Source organism: Clostridium sp. (genome assembly GCF_016650035.1).
In the GTDB taxonomy this organism is placed as follows: Bacteria; Bacillota; Clostridia; order Clostridiales; family Clostridiaceae; genus Clostridium_AD.
On record NZ_JAENWM010000007.1, the window covers coordinates 18,208 to 33,775 of the forward strand.

General features: G+C 30.2%; 16 protein-coding genes and 1 riboswitch. Of the genes, 8 read left to right on the forward strand and 8 right to left on the reverse strand.

Annotated elements, in window-relative coordinates:
* Positions 1–7: 7 nt before the first annotated feature.
* The 4 genes from JJD95_RS02845 to JJD95_RS02860 all read right to left on the reverse strand — a co-directional run bounded on the left by JJD95_RS02845 (position 8) and on the right by JJD95_RS02860 (position 4,249).
* On the reverse strand, positions 8–709 hold the full coding sequence (locus tag JJD95_RS02845) for an ECF transporter S component (RefSeq protein ID WP_291640151.1): 702 nt from the start codon (positions 707–709) through the stop codon (positions 8–10).
* Complete coding sequence (locus tag JJD95_RS02850; protein WP_291640153.1) at positions 709–2,373, reverse strand: ABC transporter ATP-binding protein; 1,665 nt, start codon at positions 2,371–2,373, stop codon at positions 709–711. Before JJD95_RS02850 ends, JJD95_RS02845 begins: the two co-directional genes overlap by 1 nt.
* A 23-nt stretch (positions 2,374–2,396) precedes the next feature.
* Positions 2,397–3,254 carry an energy-coupling factor transporter transmembrane protein EcfT gene (locus JJD95_RS02855; protein ID WP_291640155.1) on the reverse strand — a complete coding sequence of 286 codons (858 nt, stop codon included), beginning with the start codon at positions 3,252–3,254 and terminating at the stop codon, positions 2,397–2,399.
* Positions 3,255–3,354: 100 nt separating this feature from the next.
* Positions 3,355–3,555, reverse strand: a riboswitch (cobalamin riboswitch).
* Positions 3,556–3,607: 52 nt separating this feature from the next.
* Positions 3,608–4,249, reverse strand: a complete 642-nt coding sequence (locus tag JJD95_RS02860; RefSeq protein ID WP_291640157.1) for a lactate utilization protein — start codon at positions 4,247–4,249, stop codon at positions 3,608–3,610.
* Positions 4,250–4,398: 149 nt separating this feature from the next.
* On the opposite strand from JJD95_RS02860, the gene JJD95_RS02865 reads away from it, so the two are divergent.
* Positions 4,399–4,749, forward strand: a complete 351-nt coding sequence (locus JJD95_RS02865) for a hypothetical protein (protein WP_291640159.1) — start codon at positions 4,399–4,401, stop codon at positions 4,747–4,749.
* A 58-nt stretch (positions 4,750–4,807) separates the two neighbouring features.
* Here JJD95_RS02865 and JJD95_RS02870 read toward each other — a convergent pair whose 3' ends face one another.
* Genes JJD95_RS02870 through JJD95_RS02880 form a run of 3 tightly spaced genes read right to left on the reverse strand, consistent with a single transcriptional unit; the run spans position 4,808 to position 7,892 of the window.
* Complete coding sequence (locus JJD95_RS02870; RefSeq protein ID WP_291640161.1) at positions 4,808–5,419, reverse strand: CoA pyrophosphatase; 612 nt, start codon at positions 5,417–5,419, stop codon at positions 4,808–4,810.
* Positions 5,420–5,442: 23 nt separating this feature from the next.
* Positions 5,443–6,669, reverse strand: coding sequence for an ABC transporter permease (locus JJD95_RS02875; RefSeq protein ID WP_291640163.1), 1,227 nt, complete (start codon positions 6,667–6,669; stop codon positions 5,443–5,445).
* On the reverse strand, positions 6,657–7,892 hold the full coding sequence (locus tag JJD95_RS02880; protein WP_291640165.1) for an ABC transporter permease: 1,236 nt from the start codon (positions 7,890–7,892) through the stop codon (positions 6,657–6,659). Before JJD95_RS02880 ends, JJD95_RS02875 begins: the two co-directional genes overlap by 13 nt.
* A 192-nt stretch (positions 7,893–8,084) precedes the next feature.
* Here JJD95_RS02880 and JJD95_RS02885 point away from each other — a divergent pair, with 192 nt between their 5' ends.
* From JJD95_RS02885 to JJD95_RS02910, 6 genes are all read left to right on the forward strand, one after another.
* Positions 8,085–8,471: a GntR family transcriptional regulator gene (locus JJD95_RS02885; protein WP_291640167.1), complete on the forward strand. Its 387-nt coding sequence runs from the start codon at positions 8,085–8,087 to the stop codon at positions 8,469–8,471.
* A complete protein-coding gene (locus tag JJD95_RS02890; RefSeq protein WP_291640169.1) occupies positions 8,461–9,309 on the forward strand; it encodes an ABC transporter ATP-binding protein in 849 nt (282 codons plus the stop codon). The genes JJD95_RS02885 and JJD95_RS02890 overlap by 11 nt, the downstream gene beginning before the upstream one ends.
* A 45-nt stretch (positions 9,310–9,354) precedes the next feature.
* Positions 9,355–10,047, forward strand: coding sequence for a hypothetical protein (locus tag JJD95_RS02895; protein WP_291640171.1), 693 nt, complete (start codon positions 9,355–9,357; stop codon positions 10,045–10,047).
* 137 nt (positions 10,048–10,184) lie between these two features.
* Complete coding sequence (locus tag JJD95_RS02900; RefSeq protein WP_291640173.1) at positions 10,185–10,784, forward strand: hypothetical protein; 600 nt, start codon at positions 10,185–10,187, stop codon at positions 10,782–10,784.
* Between the two features lie 93 nt (positions 10,785–10,877).
* Entirely contained in the window at positions 10,878–12,128 is a 1,251-nt protein-coding gene (locus tag JJD95_RS02905) for a D-alanyl-D-alanine carboxypeptidase family protein (RefSeq protein ID WP_291640174.1), read from the forward strand.
* Positions 12,129–12,302: 174 nt separating this feature from the next.
* Positions 12,303–12,590 carry a helix-turn-helix transcriptional regulator gene (locus JJD95_RS02910; RefSeq protein ID WP_291640176.1) on the forward strand — a complete coding sequence of 96 codons (288 nt, stop codon included), beginning with the start codon at positions 12,303–12,305 and terminating at the stop codon, positions 12,588–12,590.
* Here the strand turns inward: JJD95_RS02910 and JJD95_RS02915 are convergent.
* Positions 12,568–13,458 carry a DMT family transporter gene (locus tag JJD95_RS02915; protein ID WP_291640178.1) on the reverse strand — a complete coding sequence of 297 codons (891 nt, stop codon included), beginning with the start codon at positions 13,456–13,458 and terminating at the stop codon, positions 12,568–12,570. The two genes, JJD95_RS02910 and JJD95_RS02915, sit on opposite strands and share 23 nt — an antisense overlap.
* A 313-nt stretch (positions 13,459–13,771) precedes the next feature.
* Between JJD95_RS02915 and JJD95_RS02920 the strand changes: the two genes are divergently transcribed.
* Entirely contained in the window at positions 13,772–15,514 is a 1,743-nt protein-coding gene (locus tag JJD95_RS02920) for a phosphoenolpyruvate carboxykinase (RefSeq protein WP_291640180.1), read from the forward strand.
* The last annotated feature ends 54 nt before the right edge of the window (positions 15,515–15,568 follow it).

A 15,568-nucleotide genomic window follows, 5' to 3' on the forward strand; every position in this document is an offset into this window, starting at 1 on the left:
TTTCCCCCTAGAATTTTTCAATATTTTTAATGTAAGTTATTTCTAATTTGCTTTTAAATCTAGTTAAAACTTTGTAGAAACTTTCGTAAAAAATCAAAGCAAAAATAAAATTTCCCACCGCATGCATTATATCTGCACTAACACTTGTAAGATAAATTGTTAGAATACCCTTAATACTAATTGGGTCTAATATTATAAGCACCGACCATAAATTCATTATCCAATCAAACAAAAATCCGTATAAGAAACATATAATTGCAAATTTTTCTACGGAAAGTTTTTTACCTCTTTTACCTATTAAGCCTGAAAGTGCTCCAACTATACCCCAGGCAAGCATCTGCCAAGGGGTATAAGGGCCTTGACCAAGAAAAATATTTGAAATAAATGCTGCTGTGCTTCCAACCAAAAACCCTTCATACGGTCCAAATACTAGTCCAGATAAGGCTACTAAGAAAGTTGTTGGCTGAACATTTAGTATGGCCACAAAAGGTATTCTGCTAATTGCTGCAAATACGCTTAAGGTAGCTATAACGGCTATTTCTTTAGTACCCATAGAACTTTTTTCGAAATAAAAATAACTTAAAAATATTATTAAAAACACAGCTATAGTTACACTTAATGACATATTAATATAACTCTTATATTTTATACCCAGCACTATTAGAAGTATTGGAATTAAAAATGTAAAATACATTGTAATTTTTTTCACTATTTCACCTTCAAATTAAGCTTATTTGAACTTACTTCGGTTTCTTCAAAATCTTTTAAAGTAAAAATATCGCTATTCCTATTTCTAAAAACTTTATTAATGGTGGTGGTATAATAAATCCCTGTACCAAGAATTTCTTGGCAGGTTCCATCCCCTACTATTTCACCATTAAACATTAATAAAAACCTACTACAAAATTCTGCTGCAAAATCTACGTCGTGGGTTACAAGTATTATAGAAGTCCCATTTTTATTGAGTTCTTGTAGTATCTCACCTAGCATTGTTTTCACCTTTGAATCTAGTCCCCTAGTTGGCTCATCTAACAGTAAAACTTTAGGTTTGAGAACCAAAATTGAGGCTATGGCAACTCTCTGAATCTCACCACCACTAAGGTCTCTTGGATTCTTATTCTTTAACTTGTAAATATCTAAAGCTTTTAGAGTATCTTCTATAACCTGATAGTCTTTAATATTGTAATTATCTAAAGTAAATTTTAATTCATCATAAACCGTTTCCTTTGATATATAATCATTAGGATTTTGTGAAACATATCCTATAATCCTTGCTATATCTTTGATTTTCAGCTTTTTAATTTCTTTATACTGTCCACTAAAATTCACTTTAACACTACCACTATATTTTAGAAGGCCCATAAGTGATTTTAAAAAAGTTGTTTTTCCACCGCCGTTAGCCCCCATAACACCAATGAATTCACCTTGTTTTATGCTAGTGTTTAAATCTTTAATAACTATATTTTCATCATATTTACAGTTCAAATTTTCAATTCTTATAAGTTCTTCACTGTTAGATGAATTTTCATCTAGTAGTCTCGGTTTATATTCATATGTAAATTCTTCAATAGCCCTTCTTGCGTCCCTTAAACCATAAGGCATATTTGTAATATCTAAATCTTTTGATATTTTTAAATAATTAGGTAAAAATATCTGAAGTTCTTTATTTTTCTCATTATAAAGCTCCTGTTTACTTCCTGAAAAAGCTATTTCTCCTTTAGATAATATAAGGATTTTATCAGCAATATCAAAACATTTATGGATCCTCTGTTCAATAATTATAATGGTAATTCCTAGTTCATCGTTTATTTTCTTTATAAGTCCGATAACATCTTCTGCAGAAGCTGGATCTAATTGTGACGTAGGTTCATCTAAAATAATACAATTTGGTAAATAAACTATTGCAGAGGTTATAGCAACTCTTTGTTTTTGACCACCTGATAGTGTATTAATGTCTCTATTTGCTATATCTAATATGTTAGAAAACTGCATAGCTTCAAAAATCCTTCTCTTCATTTCCGAACTTTCAACACCAACATTTTCAAGTCCAAAAGCAATCTCCCTGTGAACTTTATTCATAATCAGTTGACTTTCTGGATCTTGAAAAACCATCGTTACCTCACTTGCCCTTTTGCTATGTTCCATTTCTGTTACTTCATTACCATCTATTGTTACACTGCCTTTTATCTTACCTCCATAAAAATTTGGTACAGCTCCTGAAATACATTTAGCCAACGTTGATTTTCCTGATCCTGATTCTCCTACAACGAATAAAATTTCTCCTCTATCAACTTTTAAATTTATATTTTGAAGCACCGGTTTTGACTCTTTAGGATAGTAGTAGGTTAGTTCCTTCATCTCTATATATGACATTTTATTTGCTCCCTGTAGTAGTATTATTTATGTTTTATTTTCTTAGCTAGAATAATTTCTATTATGATTACTAATATTAGTAGGACTATAACCCAGTAATTTATAAGTTGCGATGCACTAACCTTCATATATATATCAAAATCATCCAAGCCACTTGCCTTTATTATCAAATAAAAAATCAGTGCAGCACTGCTGCCTATAATTGTTAAATAATCAGTTGTTTGGAGCCTAGGCTTATCATATACAGTTCTTTTACCACTTAAAAACCCTCTCACATAGGCAGCTTCACCTATACCAAAAGCTCCCTCTAACGAATCTTCCAGCAAAACAGATAATACCGGTATATTGCTTTTGATCTTCTCTTTTAGCTTTTTGCTCTCGAAGTCAACACCCCTTATGCTGTATATTTCCTTTAAGTTTATAATTCTATTTTTCATATTCGGAAATATTTTAAGTGAAATCATAATGGTTAATGTTGATTTTGGCAATTTAGAAGAAAAATATGATGATGCCACATCTGTATCTATAATTATTGAAACTACCATAAACAAATAAATTACCACTAAAAGTTTAAATGCTAATATAGCACCATAAAGTAAAGCTTCTAATGTGAATCTTTCCCCAAATAAATAAAATAAAGTAGTACTTCCCTGTGCCACAAAAATCATATTAACCACTATGGCTAAGATTGAAAATGGAACAAAATATTTAAAGCCATTTTTAAGTTTCTCCACATTTCCGCTATATATCATAGTAATAGCGCAGAACATAAAAATTATTGTTAGCACCATTGGATTTCTGCATAAAAAGGTTATTACAAGTAAATTTATCCCTAAAAGGGCTGCTGTCAAAACATGAATTTTGTTACTTTCACTAACCATAATTCCTCCTGTTAATATTTCCTACAAATCAAAAAAACCGAACTTAAAAGTTCGGTGAAGGTCTATATAATATAAGCCTTTACCTTCCCTCCGAAGATATTGTATTGTTTATACTTATAAAAGATATCCTGGCTTTCACTTCGTCCTAAAGGTACCCTTCCCTAACGTTTTTAAACATCGTTAAGTGGTAATATACCCGTCGTCCATGATTACAGTAGCGGGGGCTGCTGTGGCATTAAACCACATTCCCTTTTATAATTACATGTTATATTTAATTATTTCTATAATACAATTATATTGTTATTATATTTAATTGTCTACTCTTTTATAACAAATCCAATAAAATTGTTTTGTTAAAACCCAAAGTCCTCCCCAACTACAACCACAGTAATATCAGTTGTCATTGGTTTTCTCTTAATTACTGAATAAACTCTACAAATTCTAGAATCTGATTTGCAATCACTACAAACTCCAGTTTTAGTACAAGGATTAGGCGTATTTAGCCTTTTATTATTCTTTGGTGCTGCAATTTGTTCTAGTCTTTGAAATGCCGCAGCTTCATTTTTACAGATTTTATTAACTCCTACTACAATAATTACTTTTTTAGGTCCAAAACTCATTGCTGCTATTCTATTTCCTACCCCGTCAATATTAACAAGTTCTCCCTCTAAAGTTACAGCATTAGAGCTACATAGAAAAACATCGCATACAAGCTCTCCCCTCATAGTTTCCATTTTCTCATCTGGCGATAAATTCGGGTCACCATGGTCTAGTACAATACCTCCCATAGATTTCACCTTTTCTTGTATACCAAGTTTCTTTATAGTCATAGATCCTCCAAAACCTACCTTGTCCCCTTTAACTATATTATTCATTATAAATTCTGAGGTTTGTTCACCATTTTGAATATATATAGCTTTAAATCCATTTTTCAAAAGTTCCTCTACTACTCTTGAACCTCTAGTCTCATTATGCCAATCATGAATTTCCTTCATTTTTTTTCCTCCTTTTTATTTTTTTTTGCATTATATACTTATTTAAGTATAACTTAAAAAACAGATATAAACATATGTTTTAATTTTTTGGGCATATTAATCATATAAAGTGTGCTTTTATAATCAACATTATACGAGGAGTGATTTTTTTGAATATAACCAGTATGTCTTCATCCTATCTATTTTTAGGTATTTCCATAATATCATTATTATTTTTCTTATATTACAAATTCCTTGTAGTTAACACAGGAGATACAAGTAAAAGACGAGATAAAATTATTGGATCCATGAAAGACCCTGATAATTGGAGAGACAGAAATAATAAAATGTCTTATGTTTCTCTCTTTTGGGCCATTATATCAATAGCTATTTTTATCTATCTGAAATTCTTCCGTACTGCAGGGCTAATTTCAATTATATATGTCTTCATATATTCAGCTGTAATTGTATTAAGTGTTTCAGTATTCCTTAAACAAAACAAAATGGTAGCCAGTAAATAGCAAATAATTTAATTCATAAAAGGAAGCCTTCGCGTAAGCTTAGGTTTCCTTTTATTGTTTATTTATTTTTATCATGTAAAACGTCAATAAAACTTTTAATGATTTGAGCTGTGAACCCCCATATTATATATCCATTATACTCATAAAAATATTCATCTAAATACCCTTTCCTAAACTTATAATCACTACCTCCATTTATTAAATGAAAAGGAAAATCCTCTTGGTTTATAGGTCCTATCTCCATTTTATAAAGCAGTGGTTCATTATCCAAAAAGAATGTGAGTGGAACTTTAAATATGTGATCCACTTCATCCTGGCTAGGGTTTATTTCTCCATATTTTAACTTACCTACAAAGGCATACATTATATTTCCATAAGGACTTATATAATAGTCCATGTCTCCTATAACCTGAATTTGCTCTCTTTTTAAGTTTAATTCTTCCATAGTTTCTCTTATAGAAGTTTCCCTCGGATTTTCATCTCGTTCCAATTTCCCTCCTGGAAGACAAACATCACCTGGCTGACTCCTTAATTTATGAGCACGCACTTCAAATACCACTGACAACTCCTCTGAATCCTCCACAAGTAGTATCATAACTGCACTTTCCTTGAATTTACCTATTACCTTGGCCTTTCTATTAGCAAATATTTGATCTAACTTATTTATCATGTTAATCATCTCCAAATTTATAATCAAGCTTGGTTATTTTCAGAAGCTCTGTTTTTTTCTATTATAAAACCTATAGCCATAAATATTATTCCATAAAGGACTAAATAAATTAAATTCAATAAGATGTCATTAATACTTCCATTATATAATATTAACTTAGTTATAGCATTGTGTATCCAATATGTTGGCATTAAATGTGCCACTTGGATTATCTTTTGTGGCATCAGTTCCATACTCCAGAGGCAACCTGAAATCAAACCCATAAACAATATAAACACCGGCATAACGCTTTGAAACGTAATATGGCTTTTGAAAATACGAGTTAAAAGTACAAATAAATTTGACATACAAAACATATAGACTATACAAATTGTAATAACTAAACCAAAACTTTTTAAACTCTTCATATCCATTGTTTTATATAAAAAACTAAATTGCAATAAAACCACAAAACTTCCACTTAACATAATACTTATTACATCGCTTAAAAGCAAATAAGAATATGGAACTCCAGATGCCTTAATTCTTTTATAAACTCCTGAGGATCTAGTTTTCATTATTGTTGCACTTCCCGATAACAAAAACAAGGTAGAAAAAATTATAACCATTCCCAAGGAAAACTGCTTAGATACAATATCCCCTTTAATCATTGCTGTATTTTCCATTTTAGTATTTGGGGAAATAGAGTTTACTTTTAGAGGCAAGTTAAAATTAGGATCATTAATATGACTTAAATTATACATTATGATTTCATCATAAACTTTTATATCAGCATTTTTACTTATTGCCTTTTCACCTGTGCTAGCAGCCTTAACCCCGCAGACATAATACAATATCTCACCGGCAATCACATCTGTAATTCCTGGTGCAAAAACATTATGCGGCAAATAATGAACAGTTATTAAATCATCAAATCTTTGTTTTTCTATATTTTCCTCTAGTCCAGAATTTAATATGTATACTCCTTGCACAAAATTATCATTAAGGTTTTTACTGATATCTGCTTTTTTAATAATTATACATTTCAGCGAATTACTATGACTCAGTCCCTCTAATATTCTCCTAGAAGTCACAGAATTATCTTCATCAATTACAGCTATAGGCACTTTATTTAAAAAAGATGGCTTAGTAAAAATAGTTGCAACAAACATTAATAAAATTAGAGGCACAATTATGCTAAGTGTAATAAGTATTTTCTTTTTAAATAGTATTTTCATTCTTATAGCTATTAGTATTCTTATACTATCCATTGCATTTTCCTCTTACCTCTTTTAAGCATAAACATGGAAGTCATTAACATGCATAAAGTTAACAAGAGCATACCCCCTATAATATTTTTAATATCATTAAGAGAATACAAATTTAATATGTACATCTGCCCTTTTATTATCCAATAGTTAGGGGTTAATTTAGAAATATTTCTTATCTTTTCAGGCATCATTTGTAATGGTATAAAGCTTCCACCAATAATTGAAGATATAAATACATATATATTAGTCATCAAAATATAACTCTCCTCACTTCTAAAAAAAGTAGCAAGCATTATGTAAAAACTTATTATAAGTCCTACACTGATAATTATAAACACAAATAAATTTTTCATTATAGCACCTATATCTAGTTTATAAAATATAAATATAGGTGCTATAAAAATCAATAAAAGCGTAATACAATAAGTGGAATCCGCTATCCACTTACTTAAAATGATCTCAAAGGAAGTAGTTGGGGTGATAAGCAGTCGTTTAATCACCATTGAATTCCGCTCCTTAATAAGTAAGTTTCCTAAAACTATACCCATATACATTAATAAAAGTACTGCTATTGCTATAATATAATATTCTACAGATGTGGTAGATGGAATATCGTTGTGAGGCTCATAAGTAAAAAATCTAGATCTACCCAGTGCAGTAAAAATCAAATTTCTTGATAAATAATCATTTACTTTAACTTTATTTTCCACAGGCTCATCATATTTATCCATATAATATTGAACAGAACTAACTCCTATCCCTACAGCTCCAATAATTCGTGAATATCCTTCCATAACATTTTTTAATATGGAACTTTTAAGAGGTTCATCTGAATTTAAAGTTATCTCCAAAGGTAGATTTTCCATAGCAATCAAGCTTCCAGAAAAATTTTTCGGTATTTCTATTATTCCAGTTAATAAATTGTTATTAAATTTCTCATTAGCTGATGCGCTTGTACAAACTTCAACATGTATAAAATCCGAAAAGTTTTTGTTATTACTAAAATTTTCTAATAGAAGTTTACTTGCCACGCTATTATCCTTATCCACTATGGCAACCACTATTGGAGAAATATCAGATTCTTTTTTCATCATGTCTTTAAATGAAAAAGAAAGTATAAAAAACACTATAAACGGAAGACATAAAGAGGCTAGAAGCCACTCCTTATGTCCTATAATAATTTTCAAATCTTTTAATATTAAAGTTTTTAGTCTTGTAATCATAATTTTTCACCCTAATTTTTCATATAGTTAACTTTAAACCTAGTTCATAAACTAATATTCTGCATAAATTTCAACTATCCTCTTTTGTATTCATCATTTCGCTATTGTCTAAGCATTTATTGTAATCACAAGAAATTATTGACATCCTACTGTGTCTATTATATAATAACAGTAGACAAGGAGGTTGTGTGCATGAATATTCTTATATCAGCCCTTTCGCAAACACCCATATATGAGCAAATACAGAATCAGATAAAAGAAATGGTACTCAGTGGAAATCTAAAATCTAAGGAACAATTGCCCTCAATAAGACTTATGGCAAAGGATTTGAAGGTTGGCATTATAACCGTAAAACGTGCTTATGAAGAATTAGAAAAAGAGGGAATTGTCATCACTTTGCAAGGACGAGGATGCTTTGTAGCAGAGATTGATAGGTTTAAAATAAAAGCAATATACCTTGATATGCTAAGGGAACGGCTCCTTGAAATCAAAGAATTTGCAGACACTTCAGACATATCCCCTAGTGAAATGCATAAAGTTATAAATGAAATATACGGAGGTAGTGAAAATGACAAATAAGGCTTTAGAAATCAATAATTTGAATGGACGTATAGGAGATTTTTCTTTAAATAATATAAATTTTTCAATAGAAAGTGGAACTATTATGGGGTTTATAGGAAAGAACGGTTCAGGCAAAACCACCCTTATAAAAACAATACTTAATATGCTTGATAAAAAATCTGGAGAAGTGTTATTCGATGGCCTCCCTATGTATGGAAACGAAGAAATAGTTAAAGCAAAAATAGGAGTTGTATTTGATAGCCTAATTTATCCACTTAATTTAAAGCCTAGAAAGATAAAAAAAATGATATCTCCCTTTTACAAAACCTTTGACGATGAAAAATTTGATGAGCTAATGAAACGTTTTGAACTTGATCCAAGAAAAAAGCTTTCAACATATTCAAAGGGTATGCAGATGAAATTTGGAGTTGTAATGGCCTTATGTCATAATCCAGAACTTATCATACTTGACGAACCTACAGCAGGGCTTGATCCTATAGCAAGAGCTGAGGTAATGGATTTACTTTTAGAACTTATGCAAAACGAAAAAAGGTCAATACTTTTTTCAACACACATTACAAGTGACCTTGAAAAAATTGCTGATTATATAACCATGATTGATGACGGTAAAATTGTTTTTACTAAGGGAAAAGACGAAATGCTTGATACCTATCTCCTGGTACAAATTGAAAAAGAAGCTATGACAGATGCAATTAAATCTGGAATTATAGGGTTAAAAGAAACAACTTTCGGATACCAGGGATTAAGTGAAAATATAAAACTAAAAAATTTAGCTGGAGTAAAAACTGCTAGGCCAACTATTGAGGATATTATGATTTACATGGGTTCGAAGTAATGAGTAGAAACTATAATACAAAATTTCTTACAAGGAGGTACCATAATGCTAAAGAGATTTAATAAGTTTCAACAACTTTTAGCATGTTCCGCAAAATTCACTGGTGGGAATAAACGCTCAAAACCGACTTTTTTTCTTACGTTTATTTACATGTATATTCTGATTATTTTCATGATTACATTTGGAGAGGGAGGATTCGTATTCTATCCCACAGTTTCTATTTTGTTTGCAGTTTATTCCATTATAAATGCAAAAAATAAATTATTTGAAGTTATACCAGTTTCAAAATTGTATTCACTTATAAATATCTATTTATATGTTTTTATAACTATTTATGTTGCAAATACATTATTGCTCATAGCGATAATGCTTTTTTCACAATTAAATTTAACTTTGGGCATGAATTTACCAACAAATAGTTGGAAAACTATCTTAGTTATATATTGTATAACTTCTATAATAGCAAGTATCTCATTGCCCATATTTTTTATAAAGCTTAATTACCTTAGAAAACTTCTTACTATATCAGTAATTGTACTTATTCCCATAGTGCTTTTATTATTTAAAAATACTTTGTCCGTTGTAACTGAACTTGATAAAGTACATTTTTGGAAAAGCATTACACTAATGCCCCATTATAATGAATTTATATTAATATTACTTTGTGTAGTAATACTAACAATATCAATGTTAATATCATACAGACTCTATAAAGGAAAGAGGTGCACAACATGTTAAAAAAACTTATTGCTTATCAGAAACTATTGACACATTCAAATCCCCCGTTTGTTTCTAGCCCCCCGACCATATTTCTATATTGTTTTGTTATTGCTACGATGCTCCTTATGAACGTCTTTATATTTTTCGGAAATACAATGAGTTCGACTACTTTTTTACCAATTGCTGCACCTATAGTAATCGTATGGATGACAAATAGAGTACTTTACGGTAATCAGCGCCTATTTGAAACCGTTCCTGTAAGCAGAAAATATGCTGCACTAAATATATTTTTCTTCCCAATAGTAACACTATTTATAGCATATATTATGATTTTGATTTTCAGTTCTGTGGTAATGGGTATTATTATTGCCCTTGTATATCTTATATCTTCCAAGGGTTTAAGCGAAACACCTCCAGAATCTGCAGTGCATCAAATAATAGACACCTCAAAAGGGGATCTATTAATGATTTTTATATTTTTAATAATTATTTTTGCAGCCATGGCAATTACTTTTATAAAAAACAAAAAACTAAGACTCTCAAGCTTTGTGGGGTTTGCTGTTATTGGTTATGGGCTGTTATTTCTACTGAAAATCAATATGCCAATATCTCCGAGCACTGGTAAAGTAGAATTTCTTGAAAGTTTTTATATTATGCCTGAGGTAAATACAATTCTGATTTGTGTAGCTATTGCTACATTTATAATAAGCATTATATCGGTTTTACTGGGATGTAAACTTTATGTAGATAGTTAAATGTTAACTTGTTCTTAATATCTTAAAATGATATACTATCTTTGTATTTATCGGCAATAAATATAAAATTTGATTATAATGGAGAGATGAAAATTGAAAAGAAGAAGTAACATTATATTATTCACACTAGCATTCACGATAATTTTTTCTACAACTGTTTTTGCTGCTGAAAAACCGCTAAACTTAATTGGTAAAGCTGCCGTTTCAGTGGATTTAGAGACTAACGAAATTATTTATACTAAAAATATTGATAATAAAATGTACCCGGCAAGTATTACAAAACTCATTACGGCCTTATTACTTGCAGAAAATATGAAAATAACAGACAACTTAACCTATACAGCATTAGCAAAGGCTCAACCCCCTTTCACCTATAATGCTAATCTACATCCAGTAGCAGTGGGTGATACTATGTCAGCAGACAATGTAATGGATGCACTTCTTCTTTTTTCAGGAAATGATATTGCTTATATGATTTCTGATAACGTTGGCAAAACTACACCTGAGTTTATTAAAATGATGAATAAAAAAGCGGTATCGCTAGGAATGACGGGTTCTCACTTTGTCACTCCAAATGGTTTGGATGATATGACCGATGAACATTATACAACTGCATATGACATAACTCTTTTAGGAAAAGCTGCTTACAACAACGAATGGGTAAAAAAATCAATGGCTAAAAAAACTAGTACAGTAAAATTCTCTAATGGACCTGAAGCTCCTATAGAAAACAGAAATAAACTTCTTGGAATAGACGGAAACGTTGGTGGTAAGACTGGTCTTACAGACAAAGCTGGAAGATGCTTAGTTTCTATATATGAACGTGACGGTCGCAAAATTATAGGAGTTGTTATGAAATCTGAGGATGATGATAAAGATACAAAAGTCTTTGAAGATATGACAAAACTAATTGACTATAGTTATGCTGCTAAGAAAGAAGTACTTAATAAAAAAGATACTGAACTTAAAACAATTTCTGTACCTTACAAGGTTATCCCATTCATAGGACCAGAAAAAACAATAGATATTCCGCTTACTGCAAAAGAAGATTTAACTTATTATAATAATGATGTTAAACCAGAAATTGCTTTTAATGTTTCCGGAATAAATCCATGGAAACTTGATAAAGAGACTTCTGTGGGAACACTAGATTTAATACAAAGAGATTCAAAAATTAGCTTTGAATTATATCCAACAATTTCAAAATCTACTCTCATTAAAGACAACATAATTATCTATGCTGGAGCTGCTATTGTACTGATTGCACTTATAGTCTTAATTATCTTCTTAATTTCCTTTATTAAAAGGAAAAATAATCGTGGTGGTAGTAGAATTAGATTTTAATTTTAAAAATTACTATATTAGTATTTAGCTAATATAGTAATTTTTTTATTGTTTTGACCAATATCCTGCGGAAATATTGACATTTATAACGTTATATATTAATATGAAAATATATAACCTAAATTAAAAATAAAATTTATTTATATACAAAGAAATATAGTTAGGAGATTTTTTATGAATAACGATTTTCAACAATATACAGAAATTTCAGATTTACTAAAAGCTCTTGCCCACCCAGTGCGAATATGTATTATACGAGGACTTATGGGCAAAGGAAGTTGCAACGTTAGTTATATGCAAGGTTGTCTAAATCTTCCTCAATCCACTGTTTCCCAACATCTACAAAAACTAAAATCATTAGGTGTTATTAAGAGTGAAAGAAATGGATTACAAGTTAATTATACAATTGCCAATGAAACTATCGTAAATGTAATAAATGCTATTTTTCCCGATGAAAATTAAACTTACCATCAAAGCTCACTAAAGTTACTCCTATAATTATAACGACGCACCCAATTACCTGCCAAGCAGTTACTACTTCATTTAGGATCACCGACGCTGCAAATAGACTCATAATTGGTTGTAAATTTATATATGTTGTGGTAATGGTTGCTCCAAGTTCTTTTAGACAATACACATATATTATGTACCCAATGCAAGAACAGAATATGGATAAAAACACTATATTTAATATAACTTTAGTAGAAGGAACTTGTAGACTACTTAAAAACAGTGAGGGGCTTAAAAATAGTGACCCCCACATGATTTGATAAGTAGTTATAGTTATACTTTTATATTTCCCTTTAAAACTAGTACAGACCATATTATAAATTATCCAAGAAAATACTGCTCCAAGGGCCAATAAATCTCCTATACTTCCCTTTGAAAAAAAGCTTACCCTATCTTTAGATACAATTATTATAATAATTCCAACTACACTTAAGGTAGCGCCAATAATTTTTCCATAGCTCATCTTCTCTTTATAAATTATTCTTTGAGAAAACAAAGTGAAAATAGGTATGGTAGATATTAAGATTGCCACATTAGACGCCGAGGTATATGCTACAGACGAGTTTTCAAAAATAAAATATATTGTTATTCCAAAGAGCCCACCCAATGCCAATTTAAACCTGTCCTCTTTTAAAACCTTCTCCTCTGGAAACTTTACTTTCAATACTATAAATAATATTATTGCGGCTACTATAAATCTATAAAATGCTGATAAGGCAGGGCTTACCTCATCCACTATAACCTTTATGCTTAAATAAGATAAGCTCCATATCACCATTAAGATAATTGCCAATAAGTGAGGCAATTTTTTATTTTTCATTATATCTCTCCCCTTTACTACTTCTAATACAAATTAAAATAAAACATAAATATGTTAGTCTATTTCATTTCATACACATATTATAGTATATCTTAGAATATCCAATAATTACACTATAATTTTATCTCATTTTTTTATTTGTCTATTTTTTTGTATAATAGTTTATAATATGTTTTTTTGCAATTTTAATGTTGTTAACATTTCATAATTGAAGTATAATAGTATATAACGGTCATTTTCGTTGTCAATTATGACGGTATCAGCTTGTATAAATATCATTTATTAATAAGTATAAATTTACGGAGGTGCCAATTTGAAAAAAGAATTTTCTCTAAGTAACGATAAGGTCATGATAAATTTCACTGCAAAATATTGTAATAGTCCTGAGAAACTACTAGAAAGTGACGGTTTTAGAAGGGTTTTCAACGCTTATCTTAAGAAAATAAAAAAGAAAAAATCAAATAGCTATAAATATTTAATCCAAAACGCACACCTAGAAAACGAAGAATTAGATGTCTTCATTATACATTTATTTAAACTCCTAACTATATTAAATATAAATGAAATCATAAATTTAAATACTAAATATAGTGCTCTTATAAATCTAAAGGATAACCTCATCGATTTCATAGAGGATTTTTATAGTTTTTGGAGAAGGCTTGAAAGATACACTGTAATTCAAAACAATAAGATTAATGAGGGTTTAGAAAAAACAAGTTTTATTGAAGCAAACAACGATTTCTCTATGCTTATTCTTAATTTATACAGAAAAATAGAAGAGAATGTTGCTGGCCACAAACCTACTGTTTACAGGCAGCTACCTGCTGGTGGTAATGCTGGACTAATTGTTAATAATATAAATTGGCCTATGCCTTCTGGATATGAACTATTAAAGCACATTCCCTTTATTGATACAATAATGCTAGATTTACCTTATATTAGCTATCCTAAGAAGAATACTCGTGATGGTATCTTCGAAGAATGTTTTGAAAATCCCCTTAAAGACTGTTCCATAAGTGCAGATCATTGGTTTTGTTATCCAGCTAAAGTGGGTACTCTGCTTGCATTTATCTACATTCACAGAGATTTTATGGCTCATGCAATAACCCTATGTAATCTATTCGAAATGGCAAGAGAAAAAGAATATGTAGGCATTAAACCGGATATAGTTTTTGTTTTTGGTGCTAAGGATTCTTATTCTAAAATTAAAACAATATTTTATGATGATGTAGAAAATGATATTATGCTAGGTTATATAAGTCATGGCGACGAAATTGATTACTTCGGCTATGTGAAAAAAATGACTTTAACTCTGCATAACCTAATAATGATTAAACGAGGCTACTTACCAATCCACGGTGCAATGGTAAACATTGTTATGAATAATGGTAACAGTGCAAATGTAGTTATTATGGGTGATAGTGGTGCAGGTAAATCAGAGTGCTTAGAAGCTTTTAGAAGCTTAAGTGAAGATTATATAAGTGACATGACCATAGTCTTTGATGACATGGGTTTCTTAAATATGAACGGTGGTAAGAAGCCACTGGCCTATGGAACAGAAATTGGTGCTTTCGTGAGACTTGATGATTTGGACGCAGGTTATGCCTTTAAAGAAATTGATAGAAGTATATTTATGAATCCTGATAAAATTAACGCAAGACTTGTTATGCCTGTAGCAAGCTATAAAGATATTATTAAAGGATACCCTATAGACTTATTCCTTTATGCAAATAATTATGAAGAGGTAAAGGACGGAACTTCAGAAATTGATTTCTTTACAAATCCAAAAGACGCCATTAATGTATGCAAAACAGGTGCAAGGATGGCAAAAGGCACTACTACTGAACTAGGCCTTGTAACCTCCTATTTCGCAAATCCTTTTGGACCTGTTCAAAAACAGGAACTAGTAGATGTACTGATAGTTAATTATTTTGAAGAATTCTTCAAAACCGGGGTAAAAGTTGGACAAATTAGGACCTCCCTTGGTATAAAAGGGCAAGAAAAACATGGTCCTAAAAAAGCAGCTAAAAAATTATTCGAATTAATTATAAAGTAAAAAAAGAATCATATATGAGTAGAATTAATTTCTGCTCAATATATGATTCTTTTA